The sequence below is a fragment of the Arthrobacter sp. 01T428 genome (genome assembly GCF_056398685.1).
Map to the genome: position 1 here is coordinate 43270 of NZ_JBFTPW010000027.1, position 16230 is coordinate 59499.

Annotated in this window: 13 protein-coding genes, 1 tRNA gene and 1 riboswitch; all 14 genes read left to right on the forward strand. The window is 64.4% G+C overall.

From position 1 onward, the window contains the following. Nucleotides 1-336: 336 nt before the first annotated feature. Entirely contained in the window at nucleotides 337-3480 is a 3144-nt protein-coding gene (locus tag AC1DJB_RS21175; RefSeq protein WP_476910798.1) for an Rne/Rng family ribonuclease, read from the forward strand. A 144-nt stretch (nucleotides 3481-3624) separates the two neighbouring features. Then, nucleotides 3625-3721: riboswitch (TPP riboswitch) on the forward strand. Next, the gene (locus AC1DJB_RS21180) at nucleotides 3713-5233 is read left to right on the forward strand and encodes a bifunctional hydroxymethylpyrimidine kinase/phosphomethylpyrimidine kinase (protein WP_476910799.1); all 1521 of its coding nucleotides are present in this window, start codon (nucleotides 3713-3715) and stop codon (nucleotides 5231-5233) included. (Overlaps the previous riboswitch by 9 nt.) 420 nt (nucleotides 5234-5653) lie before the next feature. Continuing rightward, nucleotides 5654-5962: a 50S ribosomal protein L21 gene (gene rplU, locus AC1DJB_RS21185; protein WP_028267456.1), complete on the forward strand. Its 309-nt coding sequence runs from the start codon at nucleotides 5654-5656 to the stop codon at nucleotides 5960-5962. 60 nt (nucleotides 5963-6022) lie between these two features. Further along, nucleotides 6023-6286 carry a 50S ribosomal protein L27 gene (rpmA, locus tag AC1DJB_RS21190; RefSeq protein ID WP_003803426.1) on the forward strand — a complete coding sequence of 88 codons (264 nt, stop codon included), beginning with the start codon at nucleotides 6023-6025 and terminating at the stop codon, nucleotides 6284-6286. A gap of 145 nt (nucleotides 6287-6431) precedes the next feature. Next, complete coding sequence (gene obgE, locus AC1DJB_RS21195) at nucleotides 6432-8021, forward strand: GTPase ObgE (protein ID WP_284991215.1); 1590 nt, start codon at nucleotides 6432-6434, stop codon at nucleotides 8019-8021. Next, nucleotides 8011-9201, forward strand: a complete 1191-nt coding sequence (proB, locus tag AC1DJB_RS21200) for a glutamate 5-kinase (RefSeq protein WP_284991216.1) — start codon at nucleotides 8011-8013, stop codon at nucleotides 9199-9201. Before obgE ends, proB begins: the two co-directional genes overlap by 11 nt. Beyond that, nucleotides 9198-10568 (forward strand): glutamate-5-semialdehyde dehydrogenase, encoded by a 1371-nt coding sequence (locus AC1DJB_RS21205; RefSeq protein WP_441438296.1) that lies wholly within the window; start codon nucleotides 9198-9200, stop codon nucleotides 10566-10568. Before proB ends, AC1DJB_RS21205 begins: the two co-directional genes overlap by 4 nt. A gap of 79 nt (nucleotides 10569-10647) precedes the next feature. Next, nucleotides 10648-10887: a hypothetical protein gene (locus AC1DJB_RS21210; protein WP_059389357.1), complete on the forward strand. Its 240-nt coding sequence runs from the start codon at nucleotides 10648-10650 to the stop codon at nucleotides 10885-10887. 55 nt (nucleotides 10888-10942) lie between these two features. Further along, complete coding sequence (nadD, locus tag AC1DJB_RS21215) at nucleotides 10943-11563, forward strand: nicotinate-nucleotide adenylyltransferase (protein WP_059389356.1); 621 nt, start codon at nucleotides 10943-10945, stop codon at nucleotides 11561-11563. A 7-nt stretch (nucleotides 11564-11570) separates the two neighbouring features. Continuing rightward, nucleotides 11571-12815 carry a hypothetical protein gene (locus tag AC1DJB_RS21220; protein ID WP_441438295.1) on the forward strand — a complete coding sequence of 415 codons (1245 nt, stop codon included), beginning with the start codon at nucleotides 11571-11573 and terminating at the stop codon, nucleotides 12813-12815. Nucleotides 12816-12878: 63 nt separating this feature from the next. After that, nucleotides 12879-13277, forward strand: a complete 399-nt coding sequence (rsfS, locus tag AC1DJB_RS21225; RefSeq protein WP_059389355.1) for a ribosome silencing factor — start codon at nucleotides 12879-12881, stop codon at nucleotides 13275-13277. 143 nt (nucleotides 13278-13420) lie between these two features. After that, a tRNA-Ala gene (locus tag AC1DJB_RS21230) sits at nucleotides 13421-13496 on the forward strand. Nucleotides 13497-13818: 322 nt separating this feature from the next. Then, entirely contained in the window at nucleotides 13819-14835 is a 1017-nt protein-coding gene (locus tag AC1DJB_RS21235; protein WP_441433709.1) for a LacI family DNA-binding transcriptional regulator, read from the forward strand. Nucleotides 14836-15457: 622 nt separating this feature from the next. Further along, on the forward strand, nucleotides 15458-16230 hold a 773-nt coding region (glgP, locus tag AC1DJB_RS21240; protein WP_476910800.1), incomplete at its 3' end, for an alpha-glucan family phosphorylase.

Below are 16230 nucleotides of genomic sequence, written 5' to 3' on the forward strand. Positions count from 1 at the left end.
GGAGTGCGGGCGTGTGAGAGAATGAACATGGCCGGAAGCCGATCCACATGCGGAATCCGGTCCGGTATCTTGTTCCCAAGACCGCCAATCATTTGCAGGGCATGCCCAGGATCCAATGATCCCCGGCAGGGCCGCAGTGACCATGGACGGCACCTGGTTGTGGCATTAGAACAACGGGTTTGGAGCGAAGCCGGCTTTCCGTGGATGCCGCACCCCCATGCTGGTGCGAACCGGAAAGACTACTACTGACTTCTGTCAACGCCTGCGGGTTTTGACAATATTGCCCCTCTGGGCACCGGATGTGGCGGTTGCGCAAGGGCAGGAGTGTTGCCACATATGGATAATGAGCAAGTTGTAGCCGCCGCCGAAGATGCGGCGTCCACCGAGACCACCGAAGCACCCAAAAAGGTCACCCGCACCCGCCGCAAGGCTGCACCGAAGACGGTCGCCGCGGATGAAGCCCCCGACGCCGGAGCTGCCGCAACCGCCGCCGAGCCTGTCGCCGAAGCGAGCGACACGGAAACGCCCAAGGCTCCCGTCCGGCGCACCAGGGCTCGAAAGAAGGTCGAAACCTCCGAGCCGCTGCCGGGTTTCGCTGAAGAAGCGTCCACGGAAGGTGGCGAGGCACCGGAGGCTGCTGCCGCCGTCGTACCTGAAATAGCACCAGAGGCCGAAGCCGCCCCCGAAAAACCGGTCCGCCGGCGTCGTACGACGAGGGCAAAGAGCGCCGAGCCCGTTGCCGAAGAAGCCCCGGTTGAAACACCGGCTGCCGACGTTGCGTCGCCCGGGGAAACCACTGTGGAGCCGCCGGCCGCGGAGCCCGCGCCCGAGGAAACCACCGGGGAGCCGGCCGTCGACGCCGAAGCCGCAAGTCCGATCGCGTCGCTGTTCCTGGAACCTGCCTCCGTCACGTCCATGATCTTCCAGGCACCTGACTTGAGCGCCGTTGTCCGTCCGGCCGTCGTCGACGAGGAACCGCGGGCCGAAGCTGAGGAAGGTTCCGAGGAGAACGAACTGGACGAAGCCGGCAGCCGCCGTCGGCGTCGCAGCCGTGGCCGTCGCGGACGCCGGGGCACCGAGCGTGATGACGCGGGAGAAGAAACCTCTGCGGAATCCGAGGACGAGGCAGAAGCCGGTACCGAGGAGGCCCTCGAAGAAGGCGTGACCTCCCGCCGTCGCCGGCGCCGTCGTCGCGGCGATCAGGACCTGGAACTGACGGGCGGCGGAGACGACGATCCCCCCAACACGGTGACCCGCGTCCGCGCTCCCCGCGCGCACGTTGAGTCCACCAGCGGCTCCGACCGAGTCACGAGCGTCAAGGGCTCCACCCGCCTTGAAGCAAAGAAGCAGCGCCGCCGCGAATCCCGCGAGACCGGCCGCCGCCGCCAGGTCATCACCGAAGCCGAATTCCTGGCCCGCCGTGAGTCCGTCGACCGCCAGATGATCGTTCGCCAGCGCGACGACAGGATCCAGATCGGTGTCCTCGAAGACGGCGTGCTCGCGGAGCACTTCGTGTCCAAGACACAGCAGGATTCCCTCATCGGCAACGTCTACCTGGGCAAGGTCCAGAACGTGCTGCCGTCGATGGAAGCCGCGTTCGTAGACATCGGACGCGGCCGCAACGCCGTACTGTACGCCGGTGAAGTCAACTGGGATGCCGTCACCCTGGAAGGCAAACCGCGCCGCATCGAGAACGCCCTGAAGTCAGGCGACTCCGTGCTGGTCCAGGTCACCAAGGACCCGGTGGGCCACAAGGGCGCACGCCTGACGAGCCAGATTTCACTTCCCGGCCGCTACCTTGTGTACGTACCGGGCGGGTCAATGACGGGAATTTCCCGCAAGCTGCCCGACGTCGAGCGCAACCGCCTGAAGAAAATCCTCAAGGACCGCCTCCCGGAGAACGCGGGCGTTATTGTCCGTACCGCCGCCGAGGGTGCTTCCGAGGAAGAGCTGACACACGATATCAACCGCTTGCGGGCCCAGTGGGAAGGCATCGAAAGCCAGTCCACGTCCACCAAGATCCTGGCTCCGGAACTGCTGTACGGCGAACCGGACCTCACCATCAAGGTTGTCCGTGACGTCTTCAACGAGGACTTCTCCAAGCTCATCGTCTCCGGCGATGAAGCCTGGGACACCATCGAGGCCTACGTCACGTACGTGGCGCCGGACCTGGTGGGACGCCTCGAGAAGTGGACCTCGGATCAGGACATTTTCTCGGCATGGCGCGTGGACGAACAGATCCACAAGGCCTTGGAGCGCAAGGTCTTCCTGCCCTCCGGTGGTTCGCTCGTGATCGACCGCACGGAGGCCATGACGGTTGTCGACGTCAACACCGGGAAGTTCACCGGCAGCGGCGGCAACCTCGAGGAGACCGTCACCAAGAACAACCTTGAGGCTGCCGAGGAAGTGGTCCGCCAGCTCCGCTTGCGCGACATCGGTGGAATCATCGTCATCGACTTCATCGACATGGTCCTGGAATCCAACCGCGATCTCGTGTTGCGCCGCCTGGTCGAGTGCCTCGGCCGGGACCGTACAAAGCACCAGGTCGCCGAGGTGACCTCGCTTGGATTGGTCCAGATGACCCGCAAGCGCATGGGCACCGGCCTGCTGGAGGTCTTCGGCGAGCAGTGCGAGACGTGCGCAGGGCGCGGAATCGTCACGCACGACGAGCCCGTGGAGCACCGTCGGGCCAACGTGGTGGCAGCTGAACACCACCACCCGCGCACGGAGTCACAGCCAGCCGTCCGCCCCGAGCAGCGCAAGCGTCGCCGCGGCCGCGGCACGGGGCCGGGGACCACTGAACTGCCCGTCACCCCTTCGGTGCCGGTCCACACTGTGGAATCCACCGACCCGAACCGTCAGGCAGCCACCCGCGCAGCCCTTGCCACCATCGCGGCTGCAGCCCACGCTGCCCACCTGCACGACGACGAGCTCCACCACGCGGCGGAATTGCTCGCCGACGGGCACGCAGCGGAAGTAACCCCGGTCCAGGCACCAGCGGCCCCGGTCCAGGCTCCGGCCGCTGCTTCGAGTGGCGAGGAACGTTCGAAGCCTGTGCTGCGATTCGGCGGCGAGGAAGTTGCGTTGCCTTTCGTCCACCACGAAGAGGAGCCTGCAAGTGGCACACCTGCCATGAGCCTGGACCTATTGGCACAGGCATTCGCAGGGCTCGGAGAAGCTCCGGACACCGCCACGACGTCAACGTCAGCCAAAGAAACCCCCGCAGGGGCCCCCGCAGCCGTTGCAAGCGGTGAATCCCCGGACTCGGGTTCGCGTGGACGCCGAGGCCGACGCAACCGTAGCGCCAGCCGGGCCCAGGGTGCCGCCAACGCCACCAACGTGGAGCACCACGAGGTTGCCGCGGCTGCTTCCGGTGGGGCCGCGCACGAGGCCAAGGCAGCAGACGCCGCCCCGACGAAGCCGACGGCGGCAGCGGAACCGATCATCCTCGGCGTCGGTGTGCCGAAGTCCGAACTCTGAACGCAGTACCGTGCCTAAGCCCCGGCCGTTTCCGCTCCTGTGGAAACCGCCGGGGTTTCGGCGTTGTGGGCCAATCCGCCGACCCTGGCAGTCCGGTTGCAATGGGCGATTTCAGCGGGCGAGGCGTGATCAGGGTTAAGCTAGGGGACTGACACGGGGTGCCGCGCACCGAGCCGGCTGAGACCAGACCCGTTGAACCTGTCCGGTTAGCACCGGCGAAGGGATGTCTCGCATGACTGTTTCGGCGCAATCATCTGTCTACCCGCTCAAGGCCATCCAGCGCCCCATCCCCAGGGTCCTCAGCATCGCCGGCTCGGACCCCTCAGGTGGTGCTGGGATCCAGGCAGACCTGAAGAGCATTGCGGCCAATGGCGGCTACGGCATGGCCGTCATCACGGCGCTCACTGTACAAAACACACAGGGCGTCACTGGCGTCCATGTGCCTCCCGTGGAGTTCCTGCGCCAGCAATTGGACGCCATTAGCGACGACATCACGGTTGATGCCGTCAAGATCGGCATGCTCGGGGACGCGGCGGTCATCCACGAAGTCCGCCGCTGGCTCGGCGAGGCGCGCCCCGCCGTCGTCGTCCTGGATCCAGTGATGATCGCGACCAGTGGCGACAGGCTCCTCGCGGAGTCCGCTGAAACCGCACTGCGGGAACTGCTGCCCCTCGCAGACCTGGTGACCCCCAACCTTCCGGAATTGGCCATGCTGCTTGGCGAGCCTGTTGCCACTGATTGGGCATCGGCGTTGGAGCAAGGCAAGCGCCTGGCCGCTAGCTGCGGAAACACCGTCCTGGTGAAGGGGGGCCATCTGCAGGGAGCCGGCTGCCCCGATGCCCTGGTCAATACCGGGGGAGTCCTGAGCCAGGACGTGGTGGAATTCGCCGGCCAACGGGTGGAGACCCGCAATAGCCATGGGACGGGATGTTCCCTGTCGTCGGCGATGGCGACGGCCAAGGCGCGGCTCGGCGATTGGGAGTCTGCTTTGCGTGTCGTCAAGCCCTGGCTCCAGGAGGCGCTGACCCGGTCCGAGGTGCTGGAAGTAGGGAAGGGCAACGGGCCGATCCATCATTTCCACGCGCTCCAGCAGGCCCTTCAACCGGGGGACTTCGCCGTCCGGATGTGGGACGCCGCCCAAACGGAACTGGCAGCCATTTATGGCTTGGACTTCATCCAGCACTTGCAATCCGGTGGTCTCAGCGAAGCGCAGTTCAGCTACTACCTGTCCCAGGATGCCATCTATCTCAACGGCTATTCCAGGGTCCTGGCACGGGCAAGCGCCCTCGCTCCGAGTGAAACCGAACAGCTGTTCTGGGCCCGCGGCTCGCAGATGTGCCTTGAAGTCGAATCCGAGCTGCACCGGAATTGGCTCAGTGGACGCCAGGTGAGCGGAGAGCTGGGCCCGGTCACCAAGGCCTACGTGGACCACTTGCTGGCGGCATCGGCGTCGGGAAGCTATGCGGTGCTGGTTGCTGCCGTGTTGCCTTGCTACTGGTTGTACGCCGAGGTGGGACAGCGGCTCCACCATGGGTTTGTCGAGGCCGGAGTATCGGACGAGCACCCCTATGCGGATTGGCTGCGCACCTACGCGGAAGAGGCGTTCGCGGAGGCCACCCGCAAGGCGATCGACATCACGGATGCCGCCGCGCAGGTTGCGTCGCCCGCGGAGTGCACAGCGATGATGGAGGCGTTTGCCCAATCCTGCCGCTATGAAACGGCGTTCTTCGATGCTCCAAGGTTGCACGGCTGAGCCGGTCTTCCGGGGAGGAGGCACCGGAACGCGGCTTGCCCCCGCAGGCGTTGCAGCGTGTCGGCGTGAGGATCCGAGCTTTTCGCGGCCGGCAGGGTAAGGTGGACGGGCACGGTACCGGATGGCGGCATAGCCAGTCTGTGGCAGCCATCACGTGGCAGCCTCCGGACCTGGCCTCATTTGCAGCCGAAGGCGAAACTAGCGTAATCTAGATCTTCGGTGCTTACGCCAACACTTGGGTTATGCCCCTAGAAACCGTTCATTTGGAACTGACCTTTCATTTAGAACTATTCGAGGGATGACTCATGGATTCCGTACCGGAGTCCACGGCGTTGAGGCACAGCGTGAACCAGGCCCGTTTTTGGATCGGGGTTCCGCACGCAAATTTAGTAATAAACGTCGAGAGAAGTGAGTGCCCAAGTGGTGTACGCGATTGTCCGCGCAGGCGGCCGCCAAGAAAAGGTTTCCGTTGGAGACTACGTAACCCTGAACCGCGTCCCCGGTGGAGCCGGCAGCACCCTTGAGCTGCCCGCACTGCTCCTGGTGGACGGTGACAAGGTCACCTCCGCAGCTGCGGATCTGGCCAAGGTCAAGGTTACGGCTGAGATCCTCGAAGACCTCCGTGGTCCGAAGATCGTCATCCAGAAGTTCAAGAACAAGACCGGCTACAAGAAGCGCCAGGGTCACCGTCAAGAACTGACCAAGATCAAGATCACCGGTATCAAGTAACCACTGGTTGCTGTTCAGGTTTTCAACAGATTCCCCAGAATTTAAAGGCAGGCATTTCAAATGGCACATAAAAAAGGCGCGAGCTCCACTCGCAACGGTCGTGACTCCAACGCCCAGTACCTCGGCGTAAAGCGCTTCGGTGGCCAGGTCGTTTCCGCAGGCGAGATCATCGTCCGCCAGCGCGGCACCCACTTCCACCCGGGCGCCGGTGTCGGCCGCGGTGGCGACGACACCCTGTTCGCCCTGCAGGCAGGCGCGGTTGAGTTCGGTACTCGCCGTGGCCGTCGCGTAGTGAACATCGTTGCTGCTGCAGCTGCAGAGTAATAACACGTTCTGAACGGGTGGAGCGGGCCGTATGGCCCGCTCCATCTGTCTTTTTAACCGCACTAGAATTTACTAGGGCGGGCGGCCGCGCAACAGCGGCGCAACACGCACTTCAAGCAGTAATTTCCACATAGAGGAGAAACACGTGGCGACCTTCGTAGACCGGGTAGTACTTCACGTATCCGGCGGAACAGGCGGCCACGGCTGTGTTTCTGTTAAGCGCGAGAAGTTCAAGCCCCTCGGTGGACCCGACGGCGGCAACGGCGGCAATGGCGGCGACGTCATCCTGCGCGTCGATGCCCAAACCACCACCCTGCTTGATTACCACCACGCACCGCACCGCCACGCAACCAACGGCGGCCCGGGCATGGGCGACTGGCGGGGCGGCAAGAACGGTGAAACCCTCGTCCTTCCCGTCCCGGACGGCACGGTGGTCAAGACCAAGGACGGCGTCGTCCTTGCTGACCTCGTCGGCGAAGGCACCGAGTTCGTCGCCGCCGCAGGCGGCATGGGCGGCCTTGGTAACTCTTCGTTGTCTTCGCAGAAGCGCAGGGCGCCCGGTTTCGCCCTCCTCGGTATTGAAGGCGAGTCCAGCGACATCGTCCTGGAACTGAAGTCCATCGCAGACATCGCGCTGGTTGGCTTCCCCTCCGCGGGCAAGTCGAGCCTTGTCGCGGCGATGTCCGCGGCGCGGCCCAAGATCGCCGACTACCCGTTTACCACCCTGATCCCCAACCTTGGCGTGGTCCAGGCCGGTGACGTCCGGTTCACCATCGCCGACGTTCCCGGGCTGATCGAGGGCGCCAGCGAGGGCAAGGGCCTCGGCCACAACTTCCTGCGCCACGTAGAGCGTTGCGCCGCGCTGGTGCACGTGCTGGACTGCGGAACCTTGGAAGCGGACAGGGACCCGCTCACCGATCTTGCGATCATCGAGCAAGAGCTGGACAAGTACGCGGTGGACATGAGCTACGCCGGCGTTGACGGCGAAGTGGTCCCCTTGAACGAGCGCCCCAAGCTTGTGGTCCTGAACAAGGTGGACTTGCCTGACGGTCGGGATATGGCCGAGTTCGTCCGCCCAGAACTGGAACAGCGCGGCTACCGCGTCTTCGAAGTCTCTGCCACGAGCCATGAAGGCCTGCGCCAATTGAGCTTCGCCATGGGCGAGATCGTCATGGCCGCCCGCAAGGCCGTTGCGATTGCGCCTCCCAAGGTCGCAGCGCCTGTCCTGCGCCCCCGGGCCGTCAACGAGTCCGGCTTCAAGATCCGCCGCGAGGAGAAGAACCTCGAGCCGCTCTTCCGCGTGCTCGGGGAAAAGCCGGTCCGCTGGGTCAAGCAGACCGATTTCACCAACGAAGAAGCCATTGGCTACCTCGCCGATCGACTGGCCAAGCTCGGCATCGAGAACGAGTTGTTCAAGATGGGTGCCGTTCCGGGCGACACCGTGGTGATCGGCGAGGAAGACGGCGTGGTGTTCGACTGGGAGCCCACCATGATGGCGGGCGCCGAACTCCTGGCGACGCCTCGAGGAACCGACATTCGCGTTGCCGACATCGGCGACCGTCCCACCCGTTCGCAGAAGCGCGACGAGCAGCTCGAGCGCCGCGAGGCCAAGGCTGCAGCACGTGCCGAGCTCGAAGCCGAGCGGAAGGCGGGCATCTGGACCGAGTCTGTCAGCGGCCGCCGTCTCCCCAAGCCCCTGAAGGAAAGCGGCCTGGAAGCCGGAAATGACGACTAGCACGGCCCGCATCGCTGAAGTCACCGAAGGCGACGACGCCGCGGAACGCCAGGCGTTGGCCGGCGCCAAGCGGATTGTGGTCAAAGTAGGTTCGTCCTCGTTGACCAGCATCAAAGGCGGCATCTCGGAGAAAGCGCTGACGGCCCTGGTCCACGCCCTGGCCGAGAAGCGCAATTCCGGGACGGAGATCATCCTGGTCTCCTCCGGTGCCATCGCGGCGGGTCTCGCACCGCTCGGGCTCGCCAAGCGTCCCAAGGACCTCGCCACGCAGCAGGCTGCGGCCAGTGTGGGCCAAGGGCTTTTGATGGCGCGCTATTCGCAGGCTTTTGCTGCGCACGGGGTCACGGTCAGCCAAGTCCTGTTGACTGCCGATGACCTGATGCGGCGCACCCAGCACAGCAACGCATACCGGGCGCTCGACCGCTTGCTGAACCTCGGCGTCGTGCCGGTCGTGAACGAAAACGACACCGTGGCAACCCACGAAATCCGTTTCGGTGACAACGACCGGCTGGCCGCCTTGGTGGCGCACCTTGTCCGGGCCGACGCGCTGGTCCTGCTGTCCGACGTCGACGCCCTGTATGACGGTCCGCCGTCGTTGGGTGCAAAGCGCATTCCGCTCGTTACCGGTCCCGCCGACCTCGTCGGCGTGACCATCGGCAAGGCGGGCAAAGCCGGCGTCGGTACCGGCGGCATGACCACCAAGGTGGAGGCGGCCTCGATCGCCGCGGGCTCCGGCATCCACGCCCTCGTCACGTCCACGGCCAATGCCGCCGCTGCACTGGCCGGCGAGGACGTGGGCACTTGGTTCGCCATCAACGGCAACCGCAAACCGGTTCGCCTGCTGTGGCTGGCCCACCTCGCTTCGGTTCGGGGCCGTTTGATGCTCGACGACGGCGCCGTCAAGGCGGTGCGCGACCGTCACACCTCGCTGCTGCCCGCCGGAATATCGTCGGTGCAGGGGGACTTCGAGCCCGGCGATCCCGTGGAGATGGTTTCCGCCGACGGCACCGTGATTGCGAGGGGACTGGTGAACTACTCCGCGGAAGAGCTTCCCCGCATGCTTGGCCGTTCAACCAAGGAGCTCGCCAAGGACCTTGGCCGTGGATATGACCGCGTAGTTGTTCATGTTGACGACCTCGTACTGGTCCAGCCGTCCCGCTCCACTAAACTTGGAGAATGACTGAGGCCCTTACCCCTGATTCTCCTGTGATAACCGACGCCCTGGCTTCCGGCAATGCCACCCGGGTGCCGGAAACTCCGGAGCTGGGAACTGCGCCGCTCACGCCCGGGCAAGTGGAGGCGGCCGTGCATTCGATCGCGGACCGCTCCCGGCAGGCAGCGCGGCACATGGCCCAGGCGAACCGTGCCTGGAAGGACCGCGCCCTGCGCGCTATCGGCGCGGCCCTCCGGGAACAGCAGGATTCAATCCTCGCCGCCAACGCGAAGGATGTTGAGTCCGGCCGCAACAGCGGAACCTCCGTTGCCATGCTGGACCGCCTGACCTTGACTCCTGCCCGCATCGGCGGCCTTGTGGCCGCCCTTGAAAACCTGGCGGGTCTGCCGGATCCCGTGGGCAACGTCGTCCGTGGCCAGACCCTCCCCAACGGCCTGCGCTTGCGCCAGGTCAACGTGCCCATGGGAGTAGTCGCTGCGATCTACGAGGCCCGCCCCAACGTCACGGTCGATATCGCCGGACTTGCCTTGAAGAGCGGCAATGCCGTGATCCTGCGCGGCGGATCGGCTGCCGCCCACACCAACGCAGCCCTTGTGACCATCCTCCGCGATGCGCTGGAATCCGTAGGGCTGCCGGCTGACGCCGTCCAGAGCGTGGACGAGTTCGGCCGCGAGGGCGCGAATGTCCTGATGCGTGCCCGTGGCCGCGTGGACGTGCTGATTCCCCGCGGTGGACGGGACCTGATTCAGACTGTGGTGAACAACTCGTCTGTGCCCGTCATTGAGACCGGCGAAGGCAACGTGCACATCTTCATCGATGAGTCCGCCAGCGAAGAGATGGCCGTCGACATCCTGCTCAACGCCAAGACCCAGCGCCCCAGTGTGTGCAACACCGTGGAAACCCTCCTGGTCCACTCGAAATCCACCGTGCTGCCCGCGGTCGCCGCCGCACTTCGTTCCGCCGGGGTCACCCTGCATGTCGACTCCCGGATTGAAGCGGCGCTGTCCGGCTCCGTGGACACGGTCCCCGCCGACGACGTCGATTGGGCTACGGAATACATGGACCTTGACCTCGCTGTTGCGATGGTGGACAACCTTGACGAGGCCGTCTCGCATATCCGCAAATGGTCGACCGGCCACACGGAGGCCATCCTGACGAACAATCTGGCGAACGCTGAGAAGTTCATTGCGGACATCGACTCGGCGGCGGTCATCGTGAACGCTTCCACGCGCTTCACCGATGGCGGCGAACTCGGGCTGGGCGCCGAGGTGGGAATCTCCACCCAGAAGCTGCACGCACGCGGTCCCATGGGCCTGACCGAGCTGACCACCACGAAGTGGATCGTCCAGGGTGAAGGCCAGGTCCGCGCCTAGCAACGCTGTAGCATAGAACAGAAGTCCTGAACGGCGGGAGGATCCGCCGTCGAAATCCTTTGAACCGCTAGGGGAGAAAATGCAGTTTCAGCAGATCGCCATTTCAATTCTCACGCAAGGGGGCGAGAGCGGAGCCGAAGCGCCGGCACCGTTGTGGGCTGAACCTTGGGTTTTCGGTGTCTCCATGTTCTGCATCCTGCTGGTCCTGATGTTTGTGGCAGTCTCCTACACGAACCTTGGCAACCGTCACGACGCCGTCGAAGAACACTCGGATCCGCACCGCCAGCACCCGGCCAAGCACCCAGGGCTGGGTCACTAACATTTCCGCCGCAAAACCCTTCGAGGAAACGGGGCGCCGACTTCGCTTGGGCGTGATGGGTGGGACGTTCGATCCCATTCACCACGGCCACTTGGTTGCTGCCAGTGAGGTTGCTGCCAAGTTCCGCTTGGACGAGGTGGTCTTCGTGCCCACCGGACAGCCCTGGCAGAAATCGCACAAGCAAGTCAGCGAAGCCGAGCACCGGTACTTGATGACGGTCATTGCCACGGCTTCCAACCCCAATTTCACGGTGAGCCGTGTGGACGTGGACCGCCCCGGTCCCACCTTCACGATCGATACCCTGCGGGATCTGCGGACGCAGCGGCCGGATGCGGACTTGTTCTTCATCACGGGTGCGGACGCCCTGGCACAGATCCTCTCCTGGAAAGATGTCGACGAGCTTTGGTCCTTGGCGCATTTTGTCGGTGTCACCAGGCCCGGTCATGTTCTTGACGGCATGGGCAGGGAAGACGTCAGTCTGTTGGAAGTGCCCGCCATGGCGATTTCGTCGACGGATTGCCGCGCCCGCGTGGGTGCAGGCAATCCGGTCTGGTACCTCGTACCTGACGGAGTAGTGCAGTACATCGCCAAATACAAGCTGTACTCGGGCAAACCCGGCATGGGGGAGCCCCTGCATGCTATGACCGGAACAGAACACCAAGCCCGTACCGAGTGAGTTTTGAATGAGCCAGGAACAGCCCCCCATCCCTAGCCGGCGCGAGCTTCGACGAGCCCGGGACGCACGCCTGGAAGAAACAGGCGCACGTCCCGCGGTAGCCGAGGCCGTTACCTCCGACGACGCCAACCACGCGTCCGGCGGCGCCTCGGCCAATCGGGTGCGCCGGGTGGCAGATGCTCCCTTGGACGCCAAACCCGTCTCGGAACGTTCCTCCCAGGCGCGTGCACGCGACCGCGCCGCCCTCCGTGCCATCAAGGAACTCGCGGACAAGGAGCAGCAGCTTTCCCGCGGCGGTCCGCCCACGCGCCGTCAGCTGCGCCTCCAGCAATTGCAGGAAGAAGTTGCACCGGGCACCTCGGCGATCCCCGTTGTCCCGGCACCGGGCTCAGGGCCAAGGACGTCCAGCGTCCCGGTCCAGGCTCCCGGCAGGCAGCAGTCCGGTCCTGATCGCCCGGGCGTTTTGCCCGGCGGCGGCGTCCGCGTCACGGCAGGACCTCCTCCCGGTGCGCCGGAAATGACCGTGGAGCAGGCCTTGATGGCCCGCGAGCTTTTGGCCGCCCAAGCGAACAACCAGTCCAACAAGCTTGAGCACATCGCTGCAATGGAATCTGCGGTGCAGAAAGTCCCCGCCGCCGAATCCGCGGTTTCCGGTGCCGACGTCGAGCCGGCGGACCCGGAGGCCCTGGCCGAACAGATCGCCCAGGCTGAACGCGAGGCCATCCTCAACAAGAGGGCCATGGCCAAGCAGAAGCTCGCCGAACAGAACAGCCGTCCTTCCGGGCCTGTCCGTGCTGAACCTTCCGTAGCCAGCAACCTGGCCATGGTGACGCCCCTGGAATTCGTGAAGGTTCCGGGACTCGATCGTCCCGTCATGAAGCCGCCCGGCACCACATTCGTTCCCCTTGTGACCTCCCCGGCGCCGAAACTGAAGCCGGGGCAGTCGGCGTCGGGCAAGCCACGCAACCTGCGCGGCCGCGCAGGCGTGCTGGCGCGCGCAGAGGCCGCTGCGAAAGCGGCCGGTCGACGCCCGACGTCGGGCTCCGAACCCGATGGCGAAGCGCTGGCCGAGGCGGCAGAACATCCGCCTATTTCGGCAAGTTCGGCCTATGGACTTGAACCGCTCGACGCCGCGACGGCGGGACTTGGGCGCGCCCAGCGTACCCGGCTCCTGGTCCTGGGGCTGGTTGGCATCGGAGCCATCGCCCTGATTGCGGGCATCATCATGATCACCAGCGGACTTTCCCGCTGACCATAACGGCTTTTGCCACCAAACAGGCTTCGTCTATTCTCGAAGCCGCATACAAGGAGTCCCGTGACTGCACATGAACAATCCGTCCTCTTGGCCCGCCACGCCGCCCGCGCGGCAGCGGACAAGCTGGCCGAGGACATCATCGCCCTCGACGTCAGCGAACGTCTGGCCCTGACTGACGTCTTCCTGATCGCCTCGGCTCCGACCGAGCGCCAGGTCAACGCCATCGTCGACGGTATCGAGGAAGAGCTGCTCAAGCAGGATCTCCGCCCGGTCCGCCGCGAAGGACGTTCCGAGGGCCGCTGGGTCCTCTTGGACTACGCAGACATCGTGGTGCACGTCCAGCACTCCGAGGACAGGGTCTTCTACGCCCTGGAACGCCTCTGGAAAGACTGCCCCGTAGTGGACCTGGAACTCGGTGACGACGCCTCCGCGAAGGCTCCCGCCGTCGAGGAATCCTAGGCTTTAAGGCACCGACCAACTGAATATGCCCGATTTGGAATTTTCGGAAATGCTGTTCTAAGATATTTGAGTTGCTTCGGAGGAATCCGAAAACTGGACGGGGTTTTCCGGCCAGTTCACGGTTCGTGAAGCAGCGAAAATATGGGGCTGTGGCGCAGCTGGTAGCGCACCTGCATGGCATGCAGGGGGTCAGGGGTTCGAGTCCCCTCAGCTCCACCATGGAGGCCTTGCTTGGAACGTGGGTTTTATGTTCCGGGCAGGGCCTCAGATTTTGTGGAAATTGAAAGAGCCACCCCGCCGGGGTGGCTCTTTCGTTTCTCCGGCATTTTCAGCGGTGTCTTGGGTTATAGGCAAGAACGCGTAAATCCCGGCACCCTCGCTTAGCCGCCGCGTGTATGCAACAGTGGGCTCAGCATGCCTCCACCACTTTCCCAACCGATTACGGTTTACTATGAGGCATTACCGTCTGGAGGCTCGCGGTCTTTCGCGGGCCCATCGCAAAGCAGCCACCGACAATACAGGGGGATAGTCCTTGGTAACTATGGCCGATGTTGCGCGGGTAGCAGGCGTTTCCAGGAGCACTGTGTCCTATGCCCTCAGTGGTGTCCGGCCGATTGCTCCCGAAACGCGGGAGCGCATCCTGAAGGCCATGTCCGATCTTGGCTATACGCCGAACCTGCTCGCCCAGGGCTTGGCCGGCAAGCGGACCGGCATCGTCTCCTTGATTTTTCCGGTCGGGGAGCAAGGCATGAACACCACGGAATTCGAATACGTCCAAGGTGCCGCCGAGCAGGCGCGCGCTGACGGATACCATCTCCTTCTGTGGCCAATGGACCCCGACGACCTGGGCGAGATGCAGCGGATCGTGGCCCAGGGCCTCGTAGATGGAATCCTCCTGATGGAAGTCAGGTCATTCGACGAACGGATTCCTGTCCTGCTGGAAACCGGTGTTCCCTTCGTCACGATCGGACGGCCCACGGATGCTGATGGCCTGACATTCGTGGACGCAGATTTCGAAGCAATGGGGGAGCTGGCAGTGGCGCATCTCGTCAGCCTGGGGCACACGGAGATCGGCCTTGTGACGCATTCGCGTGAGTCCCTGGACAGCGGATACGGCCCGATGGTCCGATCCTGGGATGCCGTGGCAGCTGCTGCGTCGAGGCACGGGATCAGCGCTCGGCTGTATCCGGCCACGAGCTCACTTGCCGGCGGTCGCGAGGTGTTTGGACAGATCCTGGAAGAATCTCCGGAAACAACCGGGCTCGTGATGATCAACGAAGCGGCGACTGCAGGCCTTCTGGGTGCGGCGGCGGCCCATGGTTGGCGAGTGCCCGAGTCTCTCTCCATTGTCGCGATCAACACCAGTGCCGGCTCCGCGGAGCGCTTCATGCCCGCCCTGACGACGGCGTCCGCCGAACCGAGCGTCATGGGTCGTGAAGCAGCACAATTCCTTACCCGGCGCCTCAGGAGTGACGGGCCGGATGCCGTGCAGTGGCTCGCTGAACCGGTGTTGACGTTGCGCGGAAGCACCGCCGTGGCACGCGCCGTGCAGCCGTAGAATCGCCCCGCCGTCCGGGTGCAGTCCGCCAATTCGAGGCATTCATTACGCGCTCCTATCGAACGTGATTGTGACATTTGACACACCGTCGCGCTGCCAACTACTGTCGAGCCATCGACCCGCGTCGACAAGGCGCGTCGACGAACGGCGATGAGATTCCTCCTGATACAACATGGCGGATGGTCACCGATCAGAGTTCCCGGAGACTAAGGAAGTAAGTCGTGCTTGGAATCATTCGGTACCAATCATCCGAATTGACGATGCGGTCGATGTCGCGCAAACCTGAGCGGGAATTCGCCGGCTTCCGCCGCGGATCCACGAGTAGCCGCGTCCCCTTGTTCCCGGCTCGTGAAGCCCCCGGAATAGCGCGTGGACGGAACCTGGAGACCGCTGCCTGCTTCTGAGTTCCGGGACCGGGCGCAGGAGGGGCCAATAATGCCCGTCCACAGCATGTAAGCGCTTGCCCTGTGCCGGTTGTGCCCGCAGAGGCCTACCCACCCCGGCGCCGCGGTGGTCCCACCCTTAGCCAACATCTCCCCAATCATCACAACAACCTCTTGGAGGTAACCCGCATGGAAACGTCGACAAAACCTGCCCAGTCCGCGTTCGAAGGTGGCCGGAAGTGAAAGCGATTCGACGGTTCACGGTACGAACGGTTCTGCCGGAAGCAATCGCCCCGCTCGCACGATTGGCGAAGAACCTGCGCTGGTCCTGGCATTTGCCGACACGCGAACTGTTCTCCGCGCTGAACGCCGAAGCCTGGGAGCAAAGCAATCATGACCCCATGACCTTCCTCGGCCTGGTCAGCCGCGAGGAACTGCAGGAGCTCGCAGCGGATGGCGCCGTCGTCGAGCGTGTTCAGCAGGCGGCTTCGGATCTGGACCGGTACTTGGGTGAGCCGCGCTGGTACCAGGGCCTGGGTCCGGATGCTCCGGCGTGCATCGCGTATTTCTCGCCTGAGTTCGGCATCACGGAGGTTCTTCCGCAGTATTCCGGCGGGCTCGGGATCCTGGCCGGTGACCACCTGAAGGCCGCCTCGGATTTGGGCGTGCCGTTGATCGGCGTCGGGCTGCTGTACCAGGCGGGCTATTTCAAGCAGTCCCTGTCCCGGGACGCCTGGCAGCAGGAGACCTACCCGGTCCTTGACCCCGACGGCCTGCCGCTGACACTGCTCCGTGAGGAAGACGGTTCGCCGGCCCTGGTCACGCTTCCCCTGCCGGGCGACCGGACGCTGCGCGCGCACATTTGGCGGGCCGACGTCGGGCGCGTGCCGCTGCTGCTGCTCGATTCGAACGTTCCGGCCAATGACGACGCCGCGCGCGGGATCACGGACCGCCTCTACGGCGGCGGCGGTGACCACCGCCTGCAGCAGGAACTGCTGCTGGGCATGGGCGG